Annotated in this window: 18 protein-coding genes and 1 tRNA gene; 10 read left to right on the forward strand and 9 right to left on the reverse strand. The window is 41.6% G+C overall.

The window, feature by feature from the left end; genetic code table 11:
* Both VL121_RS00430 and VL121_RS00435 read left to right on the forward strand, forming a co-directional pair.
* Positions 1-749: 2-phosphosulfolactate phosphatase (locus VL121_RS00430; RefSeq protein ID WP_325401003.1), on the forward strand; the 749-nt coding region annotated here is incomplete at its 5' end.
* A gap of 108 nt (positions 750-857) precedes the next feature.
* Positions 858-4,625 (forward strand): DEAD/DEAH box helicase, encoded by a 3,768-nt coding sequence (locus tag VL121_RS00435; protein ID WP_325401005.1) that lies wholly within the window; start codon positions 858-860, stop codon positions 4,623-4,625.
* A 117-nt stretch (positions 4,626-4,742) separates the two neighbouring features.
* Here the strand turns inward: VL121_RS00435 and VL121_RS00440 are convergent, their stop codons facing one another.
* Complete coding sequence (locus VL121_RS00440; RefSeq protein WP_325401007.1) at positions 4,743-4,889, reverse strand: hypothetical protein; 147 nt, start codon at positions 4,887-4,889, stop codon at positions 4,743-4,745.
* 140 nt (positions 4,890-5,029) lie between these two features.
* Here VL121_RS00440 and VL121_RS00445 point away from each other — a divergent pair, with 140 nt between their 5' ends.
* Both VL121_RS00445 and VL121_RS00450 read left to right on the forward strand, forming a co-directional pair.
* A complete protein-coding gene (locus VL121_RS00445) occupies positions 5,030-6,457 on the forward strand; it encodes a sensor histidine kinase (protein ID WP_325401009.1) in 1,428 nt (475 codons plus the stop codon).
* Positions 6,444-7,136 (forward strand): response regulator transcription factor, encoded by a 693-nt coding sequence (locus tag VL121_RS00450; protein WP_325401011.1) that lies wholly within the window; start codon positions 6,444-6,446, stop codon positions 7,134-7,136. The genes VL121_RS00445 and VL121_RS00450 overlap by 14 nt, the downstream gene beginning before the upstream one ends.
* A gap of 58 nt (positions 7,137-7,194) precedes the next feature.
* Here VL121_RS00450 and VL121_RS00455 read toward each other — a convergent pair whose 3' ends face one another.
* From VL121_RS00455 to VL121_RS00485, 7 genes are all read right to left on the reverse strand, one after another.
* Positions 7,195-7,950, reverse strand: coding sequence for a murein L,D-transpeptidase catalytic domain family protein (locus tag VL121_RS00455; protein WP_325401013.1), 756 nt, complete (start codon positions 7,948-7,950; stop codon positions 7,195-7,197).
* 296 nt (positions 7,951-8,246) lie between these two features.
* Positions 8,247-10,502 carry an FUSC family protein gene (locus VL121_RS00460; RefSeq protein WP_325401015.1) on the reverse strand — a complete coding sequence of 752 codons (2,256 nt, stop codon included), beginning with the start codon at positions 10,500-10,502 and terminating at the stop codon, positions 8,247-8,249.
* 119 nt (positions 10,503-10,621) lie between these two features.
* Complete coding sequence (gene porG, locus VL121_RS00465; protein ID WP_325401017.1) at positions 10,622-11,473, reverse strand: type IX secretion system protein PorG; 852 nt, start codon at positions 11,471-11,473, stop codon at positions 10,622-10,624.
* A 166-nt stretch (positions 11,474-11,639) separates the two neighbouring features.
* Positions 11,640-12,515, reverse strand: a complete 876-nt coding sequence (locus tag VL121_RS00470; RefSeq protein ID WP_325401019.1) for an NAD kinase — start codon at positions 12,513-12,515, stop codon at positions 11,640-11,642.
* 12 nt (positions 12,516-12,527) lie between these two features.
* Positions 12,528-13,919 (reverse strand): POTRA domain-containing protein, encoded by a 1,392-nt coding sequence (locus VL121_RS00475; protein WP_325401021.1) that lies wholly within the window; start codon positions 13,917-13,919, stop codon positions 12,528-12,530.
* A 134-nt stretch (positions 13,920-14,053) separates the two neighbouring features.
* Positions 14,054-14,713, reverse strand: a complete 660-nt coding sequence (locus VL121_RS00480) for a CBS domain-containing protein (protein ID WP_325401023.1) — start codon at positions 14,711-14,713, stop codon at positions 14,054-14,056.
* 34 nt (positions 14,714-14,747) lie between these two features.
* Positions 14,748-15,527, reverse strand: coding sequence for an alpha/beta fold hydrolase (locus tag VL121_RS00485; protein ID WP_325401025.1), 780 nt, complete (start codon positions 15,525-15,527; stop codon positions 14,748-14,750).
* Between the two features lie 92 nt (positions 15,528-15,619).
* Between VL121_RS00485 and VL121_RS00490 the strand changes: the two genes are divergently transcribed.
* Positions 15,620-16,702, forward strand: a complete 1,083-nt coding sequence (locus VL121_RS00490) for a potassium channel beta subunit family protein (protein ID WP_325401027.1) — start codon at positions 15,620-15,622, stop codon at positions 16,700-16,702.
* Between the two features lie 240 nt (positions 16,703-16,942).
* On the opposite strand, the gene VL121_RS00495 is transcribed toward VL121_RS00490, so the two are convergent.
* On the reverse strand, positions 16,943-19,378 hold the full coding sequence (locus VL121_RS00495) for a DEAD/DEAH box helicase (protein ID WP_325401029.1): 2,436 nt from the start codon (positions 19,376-19,378) through the stop codon (positions 16,943-16,945).
* Between the two features lie 258 nt (positions 19,379-19,636).
* Between VL121_RS00495 and VL121_RS00500 the strand changes: the two genes are divergently transcribed.
* From VL121_RS00500 to VL121_RS00520, 5 genes are all read left to right on the forward strand, one after another.
* On the forward strand, positions 19,637-19,768 hold the full coding sequence (locus VL121_RS00500; RefSeq protein ID WP_325401031.1) for a hypothetical protein: 132 nt from the start codon (positions 19,637-19,639) through the stop codon (positions 19,766-19,768).
* Positions 19,769-20,025: 257 nt separating this feature from the next.
* Positions 20,026-20,187: a hypothetical protein gene (locus VL121_RS00505; RefSeq protein WP_325401033.1), complete on the forward strand. Its 162-nt coding sequence runs from the start codon at positions 20,026-20,028 to the stop codon at positions 20,185-20,187.
* Positions 20,188-20,253: 66 nt separating this feature from the next.
* Positions 20,254-20,326 (forward strand) — tRNA-Arg (locus VL121_RS00510).
* A 126-nt stretch (positions 20,327-20,452) separates the two neighbouring features.
* A complete protein-coding gene (locus VL121_RS00515; protein ID WP_325401035.1) occupies positions 20,453-20,995 on the forward strand; it encodes a ribonuclease H-like YkuK family protein in 543 nt (180 codons plus the stop codon).
* An 80-nt stretch (positions 20,996-21,075) separates the two neighbouring features.
* Positions 21,076-22,227, forward strand: coding sequence for an AAA family ATPase (locus VL121_RS00520; protein ID WP_325401037.1), 1,152 nt, complete (start codon positions 21,076-21,078; stop codon positions 22,225-22,227).
* Positions 22,228-22,388: the final 161 nt, after the last annotated feature.

Here is a 22,388-nt window from a genome sequence, read left to right on the forward strand (position 1 = left end):
ACAAACCTGCATTACATACGGCACTTTCGCCGTCTATGCTGCATCTTTACGATGCAGATAATACAATAGTAGTTATCATTGATGTTTTACGGGCCACTTCCACCATTGCAACGGCATTGTATAATGGCGCAAGCTATGTTATACCTGTAGACAGCATTGCCAGGTGTATTGAACTGGGCGTTATGCCGGATACCGTTACCGCGGGTGAACGTGAGGGCAGAATAGCGGAAGGGCTGCAACACGGCAACTCCCCGTTTGAGTATTCGCGCCGGTTTATTGAAAATAAGATACTGGTGCTTAGTACAACCAATGGCACCCGGCTGCTGTATGTAGCGCTTGCCAAAGGCGCAAAGCATATTATTACCGGTTCTTTCCCTAATTTATCTGCCGTAACAGCCCACCTTATCGCTCAAAAGCAAAATGTATTGCTGGCCTGCGCCGCATGGAAAGACAGGGTGAATATAGAAGATACGCTTTTTGCAGGGGCGGTTATTGACGGTGTGAAGGAACATTTTGAAATCAACTGCGATGCTTCTATGATGGCATATACACTGTATACAGAAGCAAAACAGGGTATTTACCAGTTTGTTAAAAATAAAAAAGCATCGCATTACCTCCGTTTAAGCGGTTACGGGCTGGAAAAAGATATCCAATACTGCCTTACACCTGATATAGCGAACATTTTGCCCGTATATAAAGATGGAAGACTTGTAGCAGAAGCGGGCAACGCTTCCGGTGCCGGGGTATAGCCTGCAGCTTCTTAACGTATTCTCCCTTTTTCTCTGCGCTTTTTTTTGTAATTTCGCCAATTAGCCTTTTTTGAACCACAGGCTCGAAATACTGAATTATTTGCAAGCATGGCCTTACCACATTTAATTAAATTTGTATATAATAACGGCACAGATGAAGTAATCCGGCGGGGTAAAAAAATACACGCCATCAGCTATGTTGAGCTAATGGAACACGATGACCTGCTGGGTTCGGTTACGTTTAGGGTAAAGGATGACAGCTATGCCACCTATTATAAAGTGTATGTACAAAAGTATAAAGACCCCAGGGGTTTATCGGTTCGGTGTACCTGCCCCTATAACCTGGGCGATATATGCCGGCACGAAACAGCCGCTTTACTCCAGTTACAGGACCTGTTAGATAAAAACGTGCTGGGTGAAAAAGATGTTTTATATCACCAGCGCCATACGGTAATCAAAATGAAAGATATTGAACTTAAAAGCATCAGGCTCTTAAGTTCACCTGATAGTTACGCGGAAGCCGAAAAAATACTGCATGCAAAAAAAGTGAATATTGTATCTGCAGAAAATGAAAGAGTAGAAGCCAGCTTGGTGTGTAACGGCGAAACCTTTCCGCTGGTGATACAAAAAAATGAAGAGAGAAATTTTGATACCTCCTGTAAATGTGATGAGCAGGGGCATCCGCTTTGTGTACATAAAGTAGCGCTTTTCCTGCAATTACTGAATGCCTATGGTCCCTATTATTTCGATTCTATCCGCAACTGGGATAAGCAAAAGAATAAGCTGCTGGAAATTTATGGTTATTCCCTTGAGGATGATCTGACCGGTAAATTTGAATTTACCTACAAAGACGGAAAGCCTTTTTTACGGGTGCTGGATACATCTATTAAAAGAGCAGAACCTGTATCCGGCAGTATGCTTAACTCCCGCCCTGTTGTTGCAGAAAAGGAAATTGTAGTAGCGGAGGAAGAAGCCCCGCTTGTTTATAATGGCAATACCAGCCGTATTGGCATTGTATTTAATGGAACCAATGGCGTGTATCCCAATTTTGGAGTAGATGCCGTTAGCGGCGAAATCAATGAAACCGGGACGGCCTTTGCCGGCAAAGTGGAAAAGCTGGACCTCTCCAAATTTGTATCTACAGACAACTATCCCGAGCACGATAAACAATTGTTGCAACAGATCCGCAAGCTGAACGAAACGGAAGTAAATAAATATGTAAGCCGTAATTCTCCTTTTTCAGGAATATGGGAAAACATTATACATCACGAAGATGATGACCTGCCTGAAGAAACCAAATCACTGATTGCGGAATACTGGTATCCTAAGCTGCTTAAATTGTTTAACGAGCAAAAAGATAATGCGCTCGTATATTTTTTACCGCAGGGAAAAAATTTTGTTACTTCCAGCCTGCTTCCCGTTCAGTTGTCCGATGAAACCGCTATTCCCGTTATTTATGTAAATACGGTAAAAACCAAGATAGAGATTGCCTGTTATGTGCAGGTAAACGGCGTGGAAGTGCCTTTACAGGAAAACGAATGGAACAGTTATATGCTCTTTAAATATGCCGATACCTTTTATAACTGGAGCAGGCAGGAAGATATACTGGAAATTGAAAGGTTCGCCAATAAGGAAAACCTGCTCATCAGCAAAGAAGATTGGCCCGATTACCTGAAAAAGAATATTATTCCGCTAACCAAAGAATACAAAGTACGGTTTGCCGAAAAACTGGTGCAGGAAGTAAAAGACGGTAATCCGGAAGTAAGGGTGCTGTTGCAGGAAAAAGGAGACTACCTGCTGTTTGTGCCGGTATTTTCCTATAAGGGTTTTGAAACACGGTTTAATGCAAAAGATATTATTACGCTGCCGGTAAATGATAAGGTGCTGGAAATTCACCGCAACCGGCAGGCAGAGTTGCAGTTCATTAAAAAATTAGAAAGCCTTCATTCCAACTTCATTCATCCCGAAGGAGCGGCAACACTGGCTTTAAAGGGAGCAGACGTGTTAAAGAACAACTGGTTCTTTTTGTTTGTTGACAGCATGAAAGAAATGAACGTACCCGTAGCAGGTTTTGATGTGCTGAAGAACTTCCGTTTTAATACTGCCCGTCCTTCTACAGAAATTCATATCAGCAACGGTATAGACTGGTTTGACGCCAAAGTGAAAGTAGTGTTTGGTGAGCAGCAGGTAAGTATAGATGAAATTAAAAGGGCGCTGATAAACAAGCAGCAGTTTGTTCAGCTCAACGATGGCACATTGGGTATATTACCCGAAAACTGGCTAAAAAAATATTCCTTACTCTTTAGGGTAGGCGAAGGAAAAAATAACGCGCTGCGCCTGTCTAAGTACCATCTGAGCGTTATAGATGAACTGTATGAAGAACGGGATGAGGCTGAAGTACTGATAGAGCTGGAAGAAAAATATAACCGGCTGAGAGGATTTAACCGTATTAAAGAAATTGATCCTCCGGCGAGGCTGGCGCATATTTTACGCCCTTACCAGGTAGCAGGCTATCATTGGCTGAATTATTTAAGTGAAGTAGGTTGGGGTGGTATTTTAGCAGACGACATGGGGTTGGGTAAAACAGTGCAGGCGCTGTCTTTCCTTCAGTTCTACCGCGATACCCGTCATTCCCTGAAAGCCATAGTGGTTTGCCCCACTACCCTAATGTTCAACTGGGAAAACGAAATAAAGAAATTTACACCCGACCTTACCTATCATATTCATCATGGAGCCGACCGGGGCCGGGATAAAGAAGGATTTAACGCCTATAACATTCTTATTACTACCTATGGCACCCTCCGCAGCGATATAAAGCTGCTCACTGAGATCCCTTTCGATTATGTTATTCTTGACGAGTCGCAGGCCATTAAAAACCCGCAAAGCAAGGTAACCAAAGCCGCGGGCCTCCTGGTATCAAAAAACCGGCTTTGCCTGAGCGGTACGCCTTTGCAGAACAATACTTTTGATATATACGCCCAGATGAACTTTTTAAACCCGGGCATGCTGGGCAGCGTTGAATATTTCCGTAATGAATTTGCTACGCCTATTGATAAATTCGGGGAGCAGGACAGGAAAGATCACTTAAAAAAACTGCTGTATCCTTTTATTCTGCGCCGTACAAAAGAACAGGTAGCAAAAGACCTGCCCGAAAAAACAGAAACCATACTGTTTTGTGAAATGCAGGCTGAGCAGCGTGAAATTTATGAAGCATTTCGCATGGATTACCGCAATAAAATATTGGGGGTAATTAATGAACAGGGCATACAAAAATCGCAACTCACCATTTTGCAGGGTTTAATGAAGCTAAGGCAGATCTGCGATTCGCCCGCTATTATGAACGAACCCGAAAAATACCCCAATCATTCCATTAAGTTAGAAGAGATAGCGAGAGAGATTACGGAAAATATAAGTAACCATAAGGCGCTTGTATTTTCGCAGTTCCTGGGTATGCTGGCCCTGATAAAGGAAAAACTAAAATCACTGGAAGTGCCCTTTGAATACTTTGACGGAAGCACTCCGGCGCACGAAAGGGAAAGAGCTATTAACCGTTTCCAGGAAGACGATACCTGCAGGGCATTCCTGATTTCGCTGAAAGCGGGTGGCGTGGGGTTAAATCTTACCGCGGCCGATTACGTATATATTGTTGATCCGTGGTGGAACCCTGCCGTAGAGCAGCAGGCTATTGACCGTACACACCGGATAGGCCAAACCAAAAACATTTTTGCTTACCGTATGATCTGTAAGGATACCATTGAAGATAAAATACTGCAATTACAGGAAAAAAAGCGTTCACTGGCGCGGGATCTGATCGCGGATGATAATACGTTTGTTAAGAGCCTTTCTAAGGAAGATGTGGAATATCTTTTTAGTTGATGAGCGGTCAACTTAAACAGTCAGTTATAAGTATCAGGGCAGGCCGGCGTTAATATCTAAAGGCAGATAGCTGATAACCCACTAACTATAAACTTCCAAACCATAAACTCCCTAACGCTATATGCTATCCAGCTCACTTCTTCCCCGCCTTCTTTTATGATAGTATTTAATGGGGTAAAAATCCGGGCGTTGCATAATTTTATTGAGCAGGCTGAACAGCAACCTGTTGATGTCAATAGACTTCTTTGATGTAACTGAGTTCATGATGGCTATTTTATGAAGATTGGATGAGTGAATGAATAAGTAACGAAGCGGGAAACATTTTATTATATTGTGGTGAAACATGTTAATTAAGGTTAACGCAATCGTTCTGTGCAACAGGTAAAATTTACTTTTGAACCCATATGAACCGGAAGTTCAGCATATCAGTTGGTTTAATGGTAGCAGCCATCATTTTGATAGCCGCCTTCCAGGTATACTGGATTGTTATAAAAATTAATGAAGAAAAAAGGATTCTTCGCTTTCGTACCAATGTTATCTTCCGTGAATCGGTTTTCGACCTTCAGTCTTCCAAACTAAAATTAGACAGTACCACCAGGTTGCGCTATGGCCTGCCGCCCGATATAGCACGGTTTACAGACATCGTTAGAAAGCGCCTGAGCGACTCCTCCTATGCTATGCCTCCCCAATCTACCCGTAACTCCATTATTACGGTGGAAAGGCCTGCCGGCCTGCTGCCCGATGATTCGCTATTGCGCAGAAGTTACAAAGCAGGCGGGCGTTTCTTTGAATTTTTAATCGGCATAGATTCTCTCCAGGATTCCCTGCGGGTTTCCGACATCAGGGAAGCCTATACCAATAACCTGCAGAAAGAAAATATTAATCTTCCTTTTTCAATCATAAGAACCGAGGAAGCGGATATAAAAAGAACGGATTCCCAGCGCCCGGAAAGGAATAAAGCAACCATCGGCTTTACACATCCCATTAGTTACCAGGTTCAGTTAGGCAATACCTTTAATTTCATTTTCGGAAAAGTGTTACCGCAAATTGTTTTTTCTATTTTTCTTATAGGGCTCACCATTACCGCTTTTTCTGTGCTGTACAGGAATCTAAGGGCACAGCGCCGGCTTACCGGTATTAAGAATGATTTTATCAGCAATATTACGCATGAGCTTAAAACGCCCATTTCCACGGTGAGTGTGGCCATTGAAGCCATCAAAAACTTTAATGTAATACAGCAACCCGAGCGCACCAAAGAATACCTTGATATAGCAGGAAACGAATTAAACAGGCTGTCTATGCTGGTTGATAAGGTGCTTAAACTTTCGATGTTTGAAAAGCAGCAAACAGAACTGAAATATGAACAGTTTGATATAAAGCAACTGGCAACGGAAGTAATCGCTTCCATGGGACTGCAATTTGAAAAAGCTAAAGCAAAGGTTGAACTGCACACTGCCGGACAAAATTTTATGATAACGGCAGATCATATGCATATTACCAGTGTGCTGTACAATCTTTTGGATAATGCCCTCAAATACAGCGGGGAGAAACCCGCTATGAAAGTAAACATTAGTTCTAAAAACAAAGGCTGGATGGAAATAAGCGTATCCGATAATGGCATTGGCATACCGGTAGCGTATAGAACCAAAATTTTTGAGAAATTTTTCCGGGTTCCCACCGATAACAGGCACAATATTAAAGGATATGGATTAGGTTTAAGCTATGTAGCCCATATTGTTCATCAGCACCACGGCACTATTACCCTGTACAGCGACCCGGGTAAAGGAAGTGAGTTCATTATTAAACTGCCGCTTATCCATGAAGAAAACTAAAATATTGTATGTGGAGGATGAAACATTCCTGGCAAAAATTGTAAAAGAGAGCCTGGAGAGCAGGGGCTACGAAGTGCTGCTGGAGATGGACGGCGGGGATGTGATACCCCGGTTTCAAAACCTTAAACCTGATATCTGCATACTGGATATTATGCTTCCCAATAAAGACGGATTTGCCATTGCGGAAGAAATCAGGCAGTTGAACGCCGCTATACCTATTATTTTTTTAACCGCGAAAACCCAAACCACCGACCTGGTAAAAGGATTTAATAAAGGAGCAAACGATTATATCCGCAAGCCTTTTAGCATGGAAGAGCTTATTGTACGCATTGAAAATGCTTTGCGTTACCAGCATGAAGCAGCACAAAGCGCCGAACAGAAAGACGATATCCGGCTCAGTAATTATACTTTTAACCCGCACAGGCAAACCTTATCCCACAATGCCGAAGAGAAAAAACTATCTTTCCGGGAAAGTGAATTACTGAGATTGCTGTATGAAAACCGCGAACACGTAATTGACAGAAGAGCCATACTGAATGTATTATGGGGAAGCGACTCTTTTTTTAATTCACGAACATTAGACGTATATATTACCAAGCTCAGGGGCTACCTTAAAAGTGATCCCGCGCTGGAAATCATTACGGTAAAGGGCATAGGCTACAGGTTTGTAATAGAATAAAAAATAGCCTGGTCTCCGTAGCAGACCAGGCCTCAACCTTAACCATTCTTATAGTTACCTAACCGTTTAAAACCGTAGAGAGATTTAAATATTTTTTATTGGGCGAATAAATAAACAAACAGGATCCTTCCTTGATAGCGTCAATAATGGCTTTGTGATTTTTCATGGGAATGGCAGGACAGCCGAAGCTTCTTCCCAGCATTCCTTTTTCCTGTAAAAAACTATCATCTGCATAACCTGCACCGTGTATTACGATGCTTCTTCGTAGCGCTTTATCATTAATATTTCTTTCCATGCCCTGCAGGCGCAGCGAATAGCCGTTTTCACCCCGGTAGGTATTTTGTGTTACATAAAAACCCAGGCTGCTTTTATGCGATGCCGCTATGTTAGAGAAATTATGTGCGTACTCCATCCCCGAATTTTTTCCATGCGCTACGCGTATATTAAACAGCAGCTCAGTATTTTTCAGATCAATAACATACATTCTTTTTTCACGCGATGACCGTGAAAAATCAACGATGGTAAGAATGCTATCCCTGTTAAGCTTACCCTTGTTTGCTAACTTACTGAATCCTTTCATTGCCAGTTCAAGCACATCTTTTTGAAGGCCCAGCTCATTTAAATGAATGCTGTCGTATAACCGGTTTACAAATACCTTGCGGACCCCGGCACTAAAATCGCCGGGCATATAATAGATAGCTGTTGGAAGAACGGGGGAAAAGCGGTTTGCTTTAATAATACCTGAAATTAATACAGGCGCAAGAAAAAGGAGTGCAAGCCCCAGCTTTTTAGGTAGTACGGAATGGAATTTCATTGGATTATAATTTCTAAGCCTCATATAAACGGCGTTAGCTTTTGGATATTGTTAATAATAAACTGACGAATGATGCCGCACCTGTGTTGTAGCAACGCACTTAACCTTTTTAAAATCAGTAATATTACATTGGTTTAAAGGATCACGAAGTTACCCATACCTGCTGTATTTTTCATTTTGTTTTGACATACATTAACAGATTTGAAACATCTTATTCATACAGGATAACTGATATTTTTTAAATTTAGTGATTTATTCCGGGGTTTGGCCCTGCAAAAGGCTAAAAAATAATAGGCTTACCGTTTATCTGTGTGTGCTTTCATTTTTCTGAGCACATTATTGATATCTATAGTTATGGTATAGATCAGTTCAAATTGATCTGTTATTGTTTTAAAGCCTGATAATGTTTTTCTTACATTACTGTTTCCTGCTCCTTCCGTTAATTCGGAAACTCTTTGTGTTAATAGCCCCTGTATTATATCGCGAATCCGCGAAAACCCTTTTCCGGTGGTATCTCCTACCCCGCTTCCATTGTTTTGCGACAGGGCAATACCCATCTCCATTTGTGCTGTTATACTGCCGGTTACAGGTTTAAAGGCATCCGAATGGTACCGAGGCGCCAGGGAGTGAGAATAGGTTCCCAGGGTAGCAATATGTGAACTCAGCATATGATTACTAACCACCAGGTGGTGGAGTAATTCCGGCTGGCTGATTTTATTCCTGGGCTCCGACAACAAGCGCTGAAAAGCGTCTGAAAGGTTGGCCAAAGCAACATACGTGTCTTTTCTTGCCATCTTATATACCACAATATCCGGCGCCACACCATAAAATGCCTGCGCTACCGCGCTAAAATACCGCAGGTTAGCTTCCATTAGTTTATGAATGTATTCCTGTACCTGCTCCTGCTCCCATTTTGGCAAAAAGAAAAACGCGGCGGTAAAGGAAATAGCCGATCCTATAGCGGTATCTATTACACGGTCTGTTGCCAGGCTTTTAAAATCGGCAGGATGCATGAAATGAAAAGAAAACAATACATATATGGTAATAGCCGCCACACTAACGGAATACTGTATCTGTAAAAAACTATACCCTATGATCATGGAAAGTACCATAAAGCCAAATAGTATGGTATTGTTTTGCACGAAATACAATAATATAAACCCCACCGCGGCGCCTGCTAATGTGCCCGATAACCGTTCAATATTTCGTTTTTTACTGATGCTGTACGCAGGTTTCAATATGGTAATAATAGTTAAAAGTATCCAGTAGCTGTGTCCAAAGGGAAGGAGCTGCCCAATAATATACCCTGTTAGCATACAAATGGCTATCCGTAGGGAATGGCGGAATATATTAGACTGCAGTGAAAAGTTTTCAGCAAGTAGTTTTACATCAAAATCCTGCCGGGAAACAAATTGCTTTACGTCTATCTCCTGTTTTACCGCATTGCCCTCCTCACTGCTGTAAGCCGTGTAGGTATGCAGGCGCTTAATGCGTTCACCAATGTCTTTGATGGAATTAAGGATGTGCCTCAGGCTAATAAAGCCCTCAAGCGTATCCGGGTTCAAATGGCTGTTTCGGTAGGTAATAAACTCCTGCTCTGTTTCATTAATGAACTCGTCTAACCTTCCTTCGTTTCGCGATGGGGAACCACTTTGTATCACCAGCCCTATTTTTTCCAGTTCGTTGGCTACTTCCAAAAGAAGTTGCCGGAACTGTTCCATGATACTGCCATCTTTAAAATAACGGTGGAGGGCCTTATAATTTTGCTGCGATGTCATTACCTGCTCAAACAGGTCAACCGAATCAATGAACATCATCATTAACGTTCGCCCCTTTGCTGTAGATTCCCGGGTGAATCCTCTAGCTTTGAATAATAATTCCCGCAATTGTTCCTGCTGGTGATGTATGCTTATTTGCAGGGGGAGCAGTTCTTTGTACACTTCATCATCATATGCATTGGCTTTATATAGTTTTGATTTTGTTTTAAGATAAGAAGCAGTGAGGAAAATACATTCCCCGAGGGCCTGCTGAATAAGCCGGTAAGGCCGCAACGAATACAATAAAAGGCTCAGGAGCATATACCAGATACCTCCCCCCAGGATAAAAAGCGCATCGCTGATCACCCGCTCCTGCACATGGTGCACGTCAATGTTAAGCACCACTACAATAATGGCAATAAGCCCTATGGAATTAGCGCGGTTTCCGTAGATACCAATAAATGTGAGAAAGAAACTTAAAGCTGTGAGCTCTATGGCCAGCAGCCAGGGATAATTACGTGTGTAGCCTATGATTATAGCTACGGTAAAATTCAGGATATTGCTCACCAGCATACCATTCCGGCGGTGGTGAATGGGCCCGGGAGAATCGGTAAGGCTAACCATTAAGGCACCCAAAGGCAGGGCAATACCAACAGACAACCAGTTAAACTGGTATAAAACCAGGGCGGGTAATATGGCGCCTACCGTAATGCGAAGGCCTTTTGTAAGATATTGCCCGGTTATAAATTTCTTAAACTCGTTAACATAATTAAAATCCGAAATAGTACGCAGCATGTGCAGGTAAAATTAATGGATAATAAAAGGAAGAATAACAGAATGAAGAAATAAGGCACACAGCAAAAGCCAATAAACGGAATAGTACAGGATTAATTGATGGGTATTTAGCGATCCGGTTATTTTGCGGTAGGACACTTATACGAAGTAAGCGTAAAAGCTAAACCCACTTCCGCTATAACATAGGCGTCTGTTTGGTTGCGGAATCCCCGCTGGCGGCCTTTTGTGCCTATTCTTACGCCATCCCCTGTTTCATAAGAGCGGTCCTGCAGTGCATACCAAGGCGTAGATGAACCATCAGGCAGCGAGCTGGCAAACGCATCTGGATAATAATAAGTGCTTACATCATCTATGTAATCGGTAGTGGTAAACCGGTAGGCCACCTCAAAAGAAAAGTTGATATTAGGATTAATATTGTATTTAATACCCATACCCAGCGGAAGACAGAAAGCCACGGCGCTGTAAGGCTTACGCCCGGGATACAGGGACGAACCCTGTCCTTCTGTACCCAGTGGCCGCAGAAAATATTTTTTGCCCCCCAGGTACGCGTAGGGATCATAGTTAAAAACGCCAACGCCTAATGTAACATAAGGCGTAAAACCAAATTCCGGTTCTCCCGGCACAAAACGCATAAAATTAAAATCGCCCTGCAGCGTTGCTTCCCACAGGTTACTGTTGAAGCTCAGGTTCCTTCTTTTTTGAAAATCGTTTTTACTGTAAACGTCTGAATAGCCTAATTGCGCGTAATGTGCGCCAAGGCGAAGCGCGATATATTCTCCAAATTGTTTACGAAAAAAAATGCCGAGTGCGGGCTTAGGACGGTTGATTGCAGCATTGGTATTAATGTCGCCGAAATAATGTGCCGCACCTACTGTTACACCAAATTCACCCTCCTGCACAACACCATCTACCTGTGCCATGGAAGATGAAAAAAAGGCCAGAAATAAAATTAATCCAAATACCTTCTTCATTAAAACATGCATTTGTTTTAAAAAAACCTCCGCTCAAAATAGGGGAATAACTTAAGTATATGCGTTACAGTAGCATTCTACCGCACCATTACCTGATGCAAAATACAAGATTAGTAGCGAATGTCAATGATATAATAACCGATTTTAATGAAATCTTAATATCAGATCAATTCCTTTTATCCAGCCCCCACGAAAGCTTGCCCCTGAGGGTTTGCAGAAAGCTATTTTCACTGAGTCGTACCAGGCTTACCGTAAAGGCTTCTTTTTTAACAGCCAGTTGGGTGTCTTTATTCACAATCTCCCTGCGGGAATCCAGCGCGCATATAAACTGGTCGGTTCTGCCCTCAATTTCAAAAGAAACAATGCTCTCATCCGGAATAACAATAGGCCGCACATTAAGGTTATGAGGCGCAACCGGCGTTATTATAAAACTTCCTGAATCGGGAAATAATATAGGTCCGTTACAACTTAAAGAATAGCCCGTTGACCCCGTGGGTGTGGATACTATTATACCATCCGCCCAATACGTGTTTAAAAACTCTCCATTGAGATAAGTATGAATCTTAATCATGGAGGAAGTATCTCTTTTGTGTATGGCAAATTCATTAAGCGCATAGGGCGTTTTTCCAAAAAGCGGGATACTGGCATCTAAATGAATAAGGCTTCTTTTATCTATTACATATGTGCGGTTAGCCAGGGCGTTAACGGTATAAGCAAGTTCATTTTTGCCAATAGTAGCTAAAAACCCCAGGCGGCCGAAATTAATACCCAGTACCGGTATATTACTGTCTCTGATAAAAGTTAACGTATCTAATAAGGTGCCATCGCCGCCCATACTTATTATGCACTCAAAATCATTGTCCAAATCGCCGGCATCAATAAAAGTAGGGTATTGATTGGGGAGAAAGAGATGCCTGACCTGTTCAAAAAAATGGTACTGAATATAACAGGATATTCTATGCTTTTCCAGTTCATCTAACAGTAATATCAGGTCTTCCTGCCTAACGGTTTCTCCACCACGGCTGTATATAGCGATTTTCATTGTTGTATTTTTCTAAAAGCCAAGACGAGCCTGTAAAAATAGGCCCTTTTCTCCTAATTGGTTAAAGCTGTATTCCAGGAACAGCGTAAGATCATAAATAGACAGCATATCTATTCCCGCGCCACCGGTATACAATAAACGATTATTTAAGGGATTGGCATTCATCACGGTTTTACTGTACACATAACCTAAATCGCCGTATGCTTTTACATAAAACCTGAAGGGAATACTGCCGTAAGAACGCGATTTTAAGCCCGTTCGTAATGTGGGGCGCCATACCTCTTTTCTAAACGTTATTTTAGATATGCCCCCGGCAACGCCATCTACCACATAATATTCAAGCCCCCGCATGAACATATCGCTATAGCCCATCATTTGCCGGTTAAAATAAGGCTGGTTAAAAGGCAGTTTAACGGTTGCCGTACCCTGCAGCGAAAAATAATATTTGGGAAACAGCTCCCAGTATTTCCCCGCCCTTGCGGAAAATTCCCAGAGGTTCATATCGCGGGTAATACCTCTTTTTAAAAAGGAAAAATCCCATTGAAATCCCGTTAAAGGAAAGGGAATATAATTAACATTAAAATACTGGTATTGATAATTTAGCTCGGGATATTTTACTTCTTTCGTATTATTTCCATAGTACCCGGGATTAAGATTAAATACGGAATCATTAATTTTATTGACGTTATAACTCAATTTTACGTTATGCCTCCTGATATAGCCGGTGCGGTAACTATACCCCAGGCCTATACGCAGTTTTTCAGTTACGAACCTGCTTTCGTTTTTATAAAATATTTGTTTATTATTTTCCGTAGCATAATTGATTTCCTTGTTCTGTGAGAACTGGAAGTCAATGCTCATACCGTTTTTTAAAGATTTATCAAAATATGGGGCTGTATAGTTCAGCAGCACCTGCTTCGAATACCCCGTAATAAGCCATATATTTAGTTTATCGTTTCTGCCGCTTACATTATTTCCAATAAGCTTGATGCCGTAATTTACCCGCGCCAAACTGGCGCCATATTCATTTATCCAAACATTAAAATTGCGGTCAACGGGTTTAAAGTAGGGAACAGGAAAATAATACCATCTTTCTTTTACATCTATAACAAGGTCTATGGAATCGTTAAACCAATTGGTAAAATCAACGGTAACATCAATAAAAAGCCCGGTATTAATTAAATTTTGTCTGGAGCGGGGAAGGTTTTTGAGAATATCGGAAATGGAATATTTTCCGTTTTCTTTCATGGGTATTTCCCGGGCTATGATATATGTTTTGGTAATTTTATTACCGGTAATGGCAACATTGCGTATAGTAAGAAAAGACGATTTAAGCACATTATCGTCTTCATGGGGTATTTCTTCGTTTTCCTGGGCCAACAAACATTGAAAAAAGCAAAGCATTATCCCGCATAATAACAGGTATTTATACCATACGCTTATCCGCACTATTAAGGTGTGTTTATTTTTAAATGACCAAAGAACTAAAATAGGATTATTACGCAAAGTTTTATTCACCGGCAACCACAAGCTGTATATTAAATGTTAAGATAATTCATCAGGTTAACAAAATTATTCTGCAACTCGTTTTGGTATAGCTCTTCGCCATAATGGTATTTTACATTGTATTCGTGCCGTTGCAGGGTAGCCAGGATGTCTGATATTTCCGTTTTATTAACGCGGATTGTAATAGTGAGGAGTTGCGTAGGTATATCTAAGTAAGTGTTAAGCTGGGTAATATACGCATCGTTAGATTCAACCAGCCTGTTTATTTCACCGGCCGAAAAGTCACTTTTTTCCATTTCCAGTACAATGATGCCACCCTGTTCCTCAATACCGGCAAAAACAGCCAGGTGCCTGAATAAATCTTCTTCGCCAATTACGCCCAGTAATTCATATTGCTCGGTAATAACCGGAACTACAGATAAATGGAGGTCTTTAGCTCTTTTTACCGCCAGCAGAAAAAAGTCGTTCTGGCGAACAAAGGGTGTAGTAAAACTCCCTTTCAGACTTTCTATAGTGCGGCTTTCATCAGTATCCAGCAAATCATCTTCGCTGATTAATCCCAGGTATTTATCTTCATCTGCAACAGGCAGATGGGATATATGAAAATCACTCATCTCCTGCAATGCCTTGCCTGCATTATCATCCAAATGCAAAAATGGAATATTACGCGATATAAGTTCTCCTGCAAACATAAGAAGTACATTTTCTTATACAGATAGATGCCAATTAACCGGTTACCGCTGCAGGCTCATTCAATTTTGTGAGAAACTGGTGCAAAATTTTGTTAAACTCATCGGGTACTTCCATCATAGGTGCGTGCCCGCATTTATCAATAAAATGCAATTCGCTGTTAGGGATAAGACGGTTAAACTCCCTGCCAACAAAAGGCGGAGTAATGGTATCATTGTTACCCCATACCAGCAAAGTAGGTTGTTTAATTTCATTCAGCTCTTCACCCAGGTTATTGCGGATAGCGCTTTTGGCTAATGCAATAATCTTTATCACTTTTAACCTGTTGGTAGTAATTTCAAATACTTCATCTACCAGTTCTTTTGTAGCTACTTTGGGATCGTAAAAAGTAAGTTCTGTTTTAGCTCTGATGTATTCATAATCGCCCCTTTTGGGATAAGTATCCCCCATTCCGCTTTCAAATAATCCTGAACTTCCGGTAAGGATCAGTGATTTGATATTTTCGGGATGTTTCAAAATATGAAGTAAAGCCACATGCCCTCCTAATGAGTTGCCCAAAAGATGAATGCCCGAATAGGATTTATACTCTATAAATTTATGCACGAATTTTTCTATCCCACCAACGGAAGTGTGCAGTAAATCAAGCTCCAGCAATGGAAGCATGGGCACCACTACTTTATATTGCCGGCGAAAATATTCAATAAGATCCCCAAAATTACTCAGGGCTCCAAAAAGGCCATGAAGTAAAATCAATATTTCACCATTACCTTCCTCTACATATTTGAATTTGCCATCTTGTTTAATTTCGTAACTCATCCTGTTCATACCTCAATTAATTGCTAAAATAATTTTTTTGCTCCATATACAGCACCCTTCCTTACAAAGAAAAGGAAAAAACTTTGAAATAAATGGATATTGCAGTCAACTGCAATATGCTTTCTACCTTAGAAAGGCTTAAATTTGGGCATCCTTTTATATTATTGATTATTAATTTTTTAGCTATGGATTATCGTAACATGGGACATACAGGATTGCAGCTAAGCGTAGTATCTTACGGCAGTTGGGTTACTTTTCATAAACAGGTTGATGACAGTTTGGCGGATGAACTGATGGGTATTGCTTACGACAATGGTATTAATTTTTTTGATAACGCGGAAGTATATGCGTTAGGCGAAAGCGAAAAACTGATGGGAAGAGTGCTGAAACGGAAAAACTGGGAACGCAGCTCCTACATCGTTTCCTCCAAAGCTTATTTTGGCTGGAGGGGAAAAAACAACAAGCCCAATCAAACCGGGCTGAGCCGCAAACACCTGGTTGAGGCTTGCAACGAGGCCCTGCAGCGCCTGCAGGTAGAGTACCTCGATTTATATTTCTGTCACCGCCCGGATACTACGGTGCCCATTGAAGAAGTAGTATGGACGATGAATCATTTAATACAGCAGGGCAAAATCCTGTATTGGGGTACCAGCCAGTGGAGCGGTGCGGAAATTATGGAAGCTCACCGTGCGGCGCAGCAGTATAAACTTATTGGCCCTGCCGTGGAGCAACCCCAGTATAATATGTTTGAGCGCTTTAAAATGGAGCAGGATTATTTGCCTGTTTTTCAAAATGCGGGTATGGGTACTACCATCTGGAGCCCGCTGGCAGCAGGGTTTTTAACGGGCAAATATAATGATGGCATCCCTGCAGGGTCGCGGCTGGCTATTGAAGGGTTTGGCTGGCTGAAGGAAAGATGGGTGCAGGATGATAAAATAGAAAAAGTAAAAAAACTGGGAGAGCTGGCAAAAAAGATGAATGTGCCACTGGCATCTCTTGCCATTGCATGGACTATCCATAACCCTAACGTTACCACTACCATATTGGGGGCAACAAAAAAGCAGCAACTGGAGGAAAATTTAAAAGCGCTTGATGTTGTTTCACTGCTCACCCCTGAGATCATTGAAAAAATTGAAAAGATACTGCAGAACAAACCGGAGTTAGATTTAGCATAAACCGTGCATGGCCAAAGTCACAGGGTCACAAAGCGTTTTTCTTTATGACCTTGTGGCAAAAATCAATAATTTATGAAATGGGAGCTGTAAGCATTTAATTACATTTTGATTAAAAGTTGTACACCTGATTGCAGAAATTTTATTAGATCATAGAGTTGTATTGATTTTTCCGTTTTTTGAGCAAGTCCTGGGTAATGGCATTAGCGAGCTGCAATTTGTACATGAAAGCCGTTTATCCTGTTAACGTTTCAGCCCTCCCAGCAATCCACTGATCAATTGTAGTGCCTTTTCTATTACCTGCTCATTACCCACCGGTATTTTTAAATAGGTTTGCCCTGAAACCTTATCTTTCTCCGTTAGTTTACTAACCAGTTGCTTTGTGCTTTCGGGGTTACTGAGCGATTTTGCCAGTTGTTCAAAAAAGGAAGCGCCAGTTTGGATGATCTGATCTTCGGCAGATATGGTTTTTATCTTTTCCTGTTCGGGCTCCTGCATACTGTCTGTTATTTCGCCGGCAAACAATTCCTGTTGCGCGGGTGCGGTAGTCATTTCTTTCTCCGCATTTCTTTCCGCGTTTTCTGAGGCAGATCGTTCCGTTGCACCGGGTATTCCGCCGGTAACCGATTCCACCGATTGCATAAACCGGTTGAATTTTTGTCCGCCCAGGAAAATATTATTATCGCCGCCATCTAATATGCCTGCGGCCACTCCTTTTTTAAATTTCAGCACTTCCAGCATCCTTTCTTCAATGGTTCCTTTGGCCACAAGATTAATAACGCTTACATTTCTTTTTTGTCCCAAACGATAAATACGCCCAATGCGTTGCTCCAGTATGGCCGGGTTCCAGGGAATATCCAGGTTAATTATACAGGAAGCGGCCTGCAGGTTAAGTCCTACGCCACCGGCATCGGTTGAAAGAAACACCCTGCAGGCAGGATCATTATTGAAATGTGTAAACAAAGCCTGCCTGTTTTTACCGGGTACGCCGCCATGAAGGTATTGATACCCGATTCCTTTGTCGGTAAGCATTTTCGACACCAGTCTTGTCATCCGTTCCCACTGGCTGAACACTACTACTTTTTCTTCCTTCATATCAATGATCTCATCTAATATATTTCCCAGTTCGTCTAACTTGGTTTGATAGTTGGTTTCCTGGTCAATGATGTAGCTGCTGTCGCAAACCATACGCATCATGTTCAGGTTATTCAGCAACCGCTGCCTGTCTTCTTCCTTCAGGAACTTCATTCTTTTCCACTTATGCACTAATTTAGCTACGATCTCCCTAAACTCGTCATGCATTTGCATTTGCTCGTTTGTTATGGGAATAAGCAGGTTTTTATCCATGCGGGAGGGCAGTTCTTTCAGCACTTCTTTTTTGGTGCGCCGCAGCATCACGTCTTTCAGCAGTCCGCCAATTTTATTAAGGTCTTTATATCCTGTAACTTTTCCGGTTTCATCTGTTATCTGGTGCTGCTGTAAAAAATGGTGGAGCGAACCCAGTAAATAGGGATTAACGATTTGCATCAGCGAATACAGCTCCTCAATATTATTTTCTACAGGCGTGCCGGTAAGCACTAATGCGTAAGGTGTTGTAATGCGTTTGATTTTAGCAGACGTTTTCGCCCGCCAGTTCTTTATCCGTTGGGCTTCATCCAATATCAGCATGTCGGCCTGCATTTCATTCAGGTAGCCATAATCGTTAGCCGCTACATTATAACTTACTATAAAATAATCATGCGCTTCGCTGGCGTACAATTTTATCCGCGCCATAAGATTCCCCTCTACCACGCATATTTTCTTATTGTCTGTGAATCTTTCAATTTCACTTTTCCATTGATATTTCAACGATGTGGGACAAACGATAATTGTTTTGGCAATCTTACAGTCGCGCCGCATTACTTCCACAGCCGATATGGCCTGCAGGGTTTTGCCCAGCCCCATATCATCGGCAAGTATGCAACGTCCGGCCGCTATACCAAATAATACACCGGTTTGCTGATAGGGGAACAGCTTCACTTTACTTATACCTTTGAGCAATTGTATACCTTCCTTTTGTACCAGTTGCCTGCGTTGCATAAACCCCCGTTCCTGTAAGATAAATTCCAGCGCGTCATCATAACAGCGGAAGCCGCTGTGCAACTTTGCCGCTTTTTCCAGGAATTGTTCAATATGCATTAAGGCTTCCGGTTTCAACACGCCTTTCTCATTAAAGTAGGTGCCGGCGAGCAGGGTAAATTTTTTCTTTTCCGCTGTACCTATCCGGAGCTTAACGCTTCTTTGACCGAGGTAGTTGAGGTATACCGAAGTATAAGCCGGAGCATACGCCTGCTGCAATGCCCGGCGAAGCACGGGCCTGGCGTTAATTTTTAACAGCACTGCTTCTATATGCTTGCAGGTGCCTAACTGGTTGGTTTTAAAATCGGGACAGGTACAGAAGTTCAAACCGTTGCCGGCACTGCGCAAAGCCACCTTGTACGTGTTTTTAGAATGAGCGCTGTGCACCGTATAATCTCCGTATGCCAGGCCTTCATCTAATTTTTTTATGGTAAATTTTTCTTCTTCCGCTATTTGTTTCCGCAAGGCCGCCTGCCATTCCACATTAGTCAGGCTTTCGGGTTTACGGGTATGGGAGATTCTTGCTTTTTTCGGCTTCTTTTTTGTAGTAGCTTTTAGCATATATATTACAAAGGAGTAATGATAAAATGTAAATATCGCAAATAGTACCATTATTCATAACAGTGGGAACATTGGTATTTTTTTGCTTTCCCAGTGGTGGGGTACGCAATAGGGTTATATCTTTTTGTTGCGGTAAGGGTAACAATATTTTCTTCCTTTTCCTTGTGTATATCCGAATAGTATGCTTCATCCTGTTCATCAGCATCTCCTTAATCCTTTATTCGTTTCTGTCAATGATCATGCAGCGTGTCATAAAATGTGACAAAAGATCCCACAGGCGGATTTTCCATACGCGCTTCGTATACCCGCAGCATTGTTAATGTAAAAGATTCTGCTTACAGCGTTGTTGCTCCTTGTTGCAGCAATGCATCGCCTGAGAATATTTTCTAAAAAATTATTCTCAAAAAACTTGCACTATCAAAAAAATAGCTCAATCTTTGCACCTCAAAATAAAATTATAAACAGCATCACATGCGTCAAACAGGGCAACAAATAAAAAAATCAAATTGGTTTAGTCATCCAGGCTATGATACCAGTTGCGGGGCATGCAGTGCTGATGAATAAGTTGAAATAACGGATTCGATCAAATATACGCCCCGCAAGAGATTGCGGGGTTTTTTGTTTCAGGTGAACAGGTTACAATAAAAATGCTGAAGGCTTTAGAACATAAGCGATTTACGATTCCGATGTGGAATACACAGCTATCATTAGCTGTGCGCTATTGGTATGTGCAGGCCAACAACAGCATTGTACCTGCAGGCAATGAAGAAGATAGCAAACATAAACGACCGTGGTATAACTATACATAGCCTGTATTAAACAGGCATAATGAAAAGGAACCCGGTCGCAGCAAACGACCGGGTTTTTTGTTAAACTGGCTTATAGTTCAACGGATAAGAATACTTCACTACGAATGACGAGATACAAGTTCGAATCTTGTTAAGCCGGCTAAAGGATGAATAGCTTGAGGCACCACAATTACGGGTTTGCTGTAACGGCTAACAACACAGATCTCAAATCTGTACATGAAGATTCTAATCCTTCAACCCGTGCTGATTGATAAAATGTAAAACAATGGAGCAGGAGCAACAACAATGGAGAAAATTTTCAGGTGAATGGATCAACATTCCTATTGCCGATGAAGTAAACAAAGTACTGATACGTGAAAAAGAACTGGGACATGAGTTGAAGGTTTGCATCGGTACCGATAGCCAGGTAAAGGGCCGGGAAACTGAATTTGCAACGGTTATTGTGTTCATCCGGAAAGGGAAAGGTGGATTCATGTATATACACAATGAAATCACCAGGCAAAAAATGAGCATTAAACAGCGGATGTTGCTGGAAGTGGCAAAAAGTATTGAGGTAGCGTATGCACTGTGCGGGATTTTTACTTTGTACCATATAGATATGGAAGTGCACGCCGACATCAATACCAATCCAAATTTTAAAAGCAATGATGCGTTGAAGGAAGCAATGGGTTATATCATGCGAATGGCCCGCCCGCCTGCCCGACTGAGTCATTCAGGCGGGGATGACCCGGCCGGACGGGGATTCGCCTTTAAAGTAAAGCCTGAGGCCTTTGCAAGCTCAAGCTGCGCGAATAAAGTGGTACAGTAACTGCTATGAAGAGTTTAATTTTTCCATTTCCGTTTCAAAAAATAAATAAATAAAGCATAACATAAAGAAATGAAAATGATATGAGCATATTAATAATACTAATAATCATCGCGGTGCTCTCTGCATTACTTAATGCACGGTTGCACATGCGATTACTGCAATTGACAGCGTCTTTTAGCAACAGAAGAAACGCATTAATTTTTGATCACCAGTATATTGAAACCAAAGCCTTCTACCTGTACCGTTTTAAACATATTCCCTGTATTACAAGTGCAGATGACATAGATGTTACCAGGGCGTTTGCATATATCAGCAACAACCTGCAAAGCAGCATTGTTGATATTTACCAGGACTGTTTTTTTAACCGGAAGGACAATATGCAGCAGTTCAGCAAAACCATTTTTGTATTGAATAACAAGGTAATGATAGAACTGGCAGCACAGTATGCTGAAATTTTGTATTCAAATGATCAGCATGCTTTTGCCGGCAGCTTGTTGAAAATACTTGCCGATTACAAACACCCTGAAAAGTTTCAGGAATTTGAGATCAATATTATAACGCTCAGCAATGGCAGCCTTGAATTGAAACCACTTCCGCTAAAACCAACTGTGCTGGATATTGACCTTTACTATAATGAAGATTTCAAAGCAGTAGATAAATTGATATGTGACAGACTGAACCAGCAAAGTGATAAGGGGATTGTGCTGTTGCATGGAATTCCGGGCACAGGTAAAACAACTTACCTGCGTCACCTGGTTGGAGGACTGACCAAGAAGGTTCTTTTTCTTTCTCCTTCTGTGGCCTGCAACCTGATGAACCCGGAGTTTATTGATCTGCTGATTGATAATCCGAATGCTATACTGGTAATAGAAGATGCCGAGAACATAATGATGGACAGAAAAGTGAACAGTGATTCTTCTGTAAGTAATCTGTTGAACCTAAGTGATGGTTTGTTAAGTGATTGTTTGAATGTTCAGATCATTTGTACATTCAACAGCCATCTGAGCACGATTGACAGTGCATTGATGAGAAAGGGGAGGTTGATCGCAAAATATGAGTTTGATAAATTAAGCGTGGAGAAAGCACAAAAGTTATCAACTCATTTTGGATTTGATACCCTGATCAGCAAGCCAATGACCATTGCAGAAATTGCCAATCAGCACGAAAAAGTAAATGAGACAGAACAAATAAGAGCAATTGGTTTCAGAAGGCAGAGCGAACTGGTGAACTGATGGGCGAAGCATGGGCAACTTAAAAGTTGTCAATGTTTTTCATACAAAGTATATATTAGTTTTGCTTTCTGAGTCTCCAAAATAAGCTTAACAGTAGTAATTATGGTTGCCAGCCTTGCAAAGGCTGGCAACCATTTCTAAAACTTGAAATATTAATAAGC

The sequence above is a fragment of the Agriterribacter sp. genome, from assembly GCF_035497235.1.
In the GTDB taxonomy this organism is placed as follows: Bacteria; Bacteroidota; Bacteroidia; order Chitinophagales; family Chitinophagaceae; genus Agriterribacter.

What these genes read in the sequence shown, in the direction of transcription:
- VL121_RS00435 (WP_325401005.1), top strand. Translation starts at nt 858, where the DNA reads ATGGCCTTACCACATTTAATTAAATTTGTATATAATAACGGCACAGAT.
- VL121_RS00440 (WP_325401007.1), bottom strand. Translation starts at nt 4,889, where the DNA reads ATGAACTCAGTTACATCAAAGAAGTCTATTGACATCAACAGGTTGCTG.
- VL121_RS00445 (WP_325401009.1), top strand. Translation starts at nt 5,030, where the DNA reads ATGAACCGGAAGTTCAGCATATCAGTTGGTTTAATGGTAGCAGCCATC.
- VL121_RS00450 (WP_325401011.1), top strand. Translation starts at nt 6,444, where the DNA reads ATGAAGAAAACTAAAATATTGTATGTGGAGGATGAAACATTCCTGGCA.
- VL121_RS00455 (WP_325401013.1), bottom strand. Translation starts at nt 7,950, where the DNA reads ATGAAATTCCATTCCGTACTACCTAAAAAGCTGGGGCTTGCACTCCTT.
- VL121_RS00460 (WP_325401015.1), bottom strand. Translation starts at nt 10,502, where the DNA reads ATGCTGCGTACTATTTCGGATTTTAATTATGTTAACGAGTTTAAGAAA.
- porG (WP_325401017.1), bottom strand. Translation starts at nt 11,473, where the DNA reads ATGAAGAAGGTATTTGGATTAATTTTATTTCTGGCCTTTTTTTCATCT.
- VL121_RS00470 (WP_325401019.1), bottom strand. Translation starts at nt 12,515, where the DNA reads ATGAAAATCGCTATATACAGCCGTGGTGGAGAAACCGTTAGGCAGGAA.
- VL121_RS00475 (WP_325401021.1), bottom strand. Translation starts at nt 13,919, where the DNA reads ATGCTTTGCTTTTTTCAATGTTTGTTGGCCCAGGAAAACGAAGAAATA.
- VL121_RS00480 (WP_325401023.1), bottom strand. Translation starts at nt 14,713, where the DNA reads ATGTTTGCAGGAGAACTTATATCGCGTAATATTCCATTTTTGCATTTG.
- VL121_RS00485 (WP_325401025.1), bottom strand. Translation starts at nt 15,527, where the DNA reads ATGAGTTACGAAATTAAACAAGATGGCAAATTCAAATATGTAGAGGAA.
- VL121_RS00490 (WP_325401027.1), top strand. Translation starts at nt 15,620, where the DNA reads ATGGATATTGCAGTCAACTGCAATATGCTTTCTACCTTAGAAAGGCTT.
- VL121_RS00495 (WP_325401029.1), bottom strand. Translation starts at nt 19,378, where the DNA reads ATGCTAAAAGCTACTACAAAAAAGAAGCCGAAAAAAGCAAGAATCTCC.
- VL121_RS00505 (WP_325401033.1), top strand. Translation starts at nt 20,026, where the DNA reads ATGCTGAAGGCTTTAGAACATAAGCGATTTACGATTCCGATGTGGAAT.
- VL121_RS00515 (WP_325401035.1), top strand. Translation starts at nt 20,453, where the DNA reads ATGGAGCAGGAGCAACAACAATGGAGAAAATTTTCAGGTGAATGGATC.
- VL121_RS00520 (WP_325401037.1), top strand. Translation starts at nt 21,076, where the DNA reads ATGAGCATATTAATAATACTAATAATCATCGCGGTGCTCTCTGCATTA.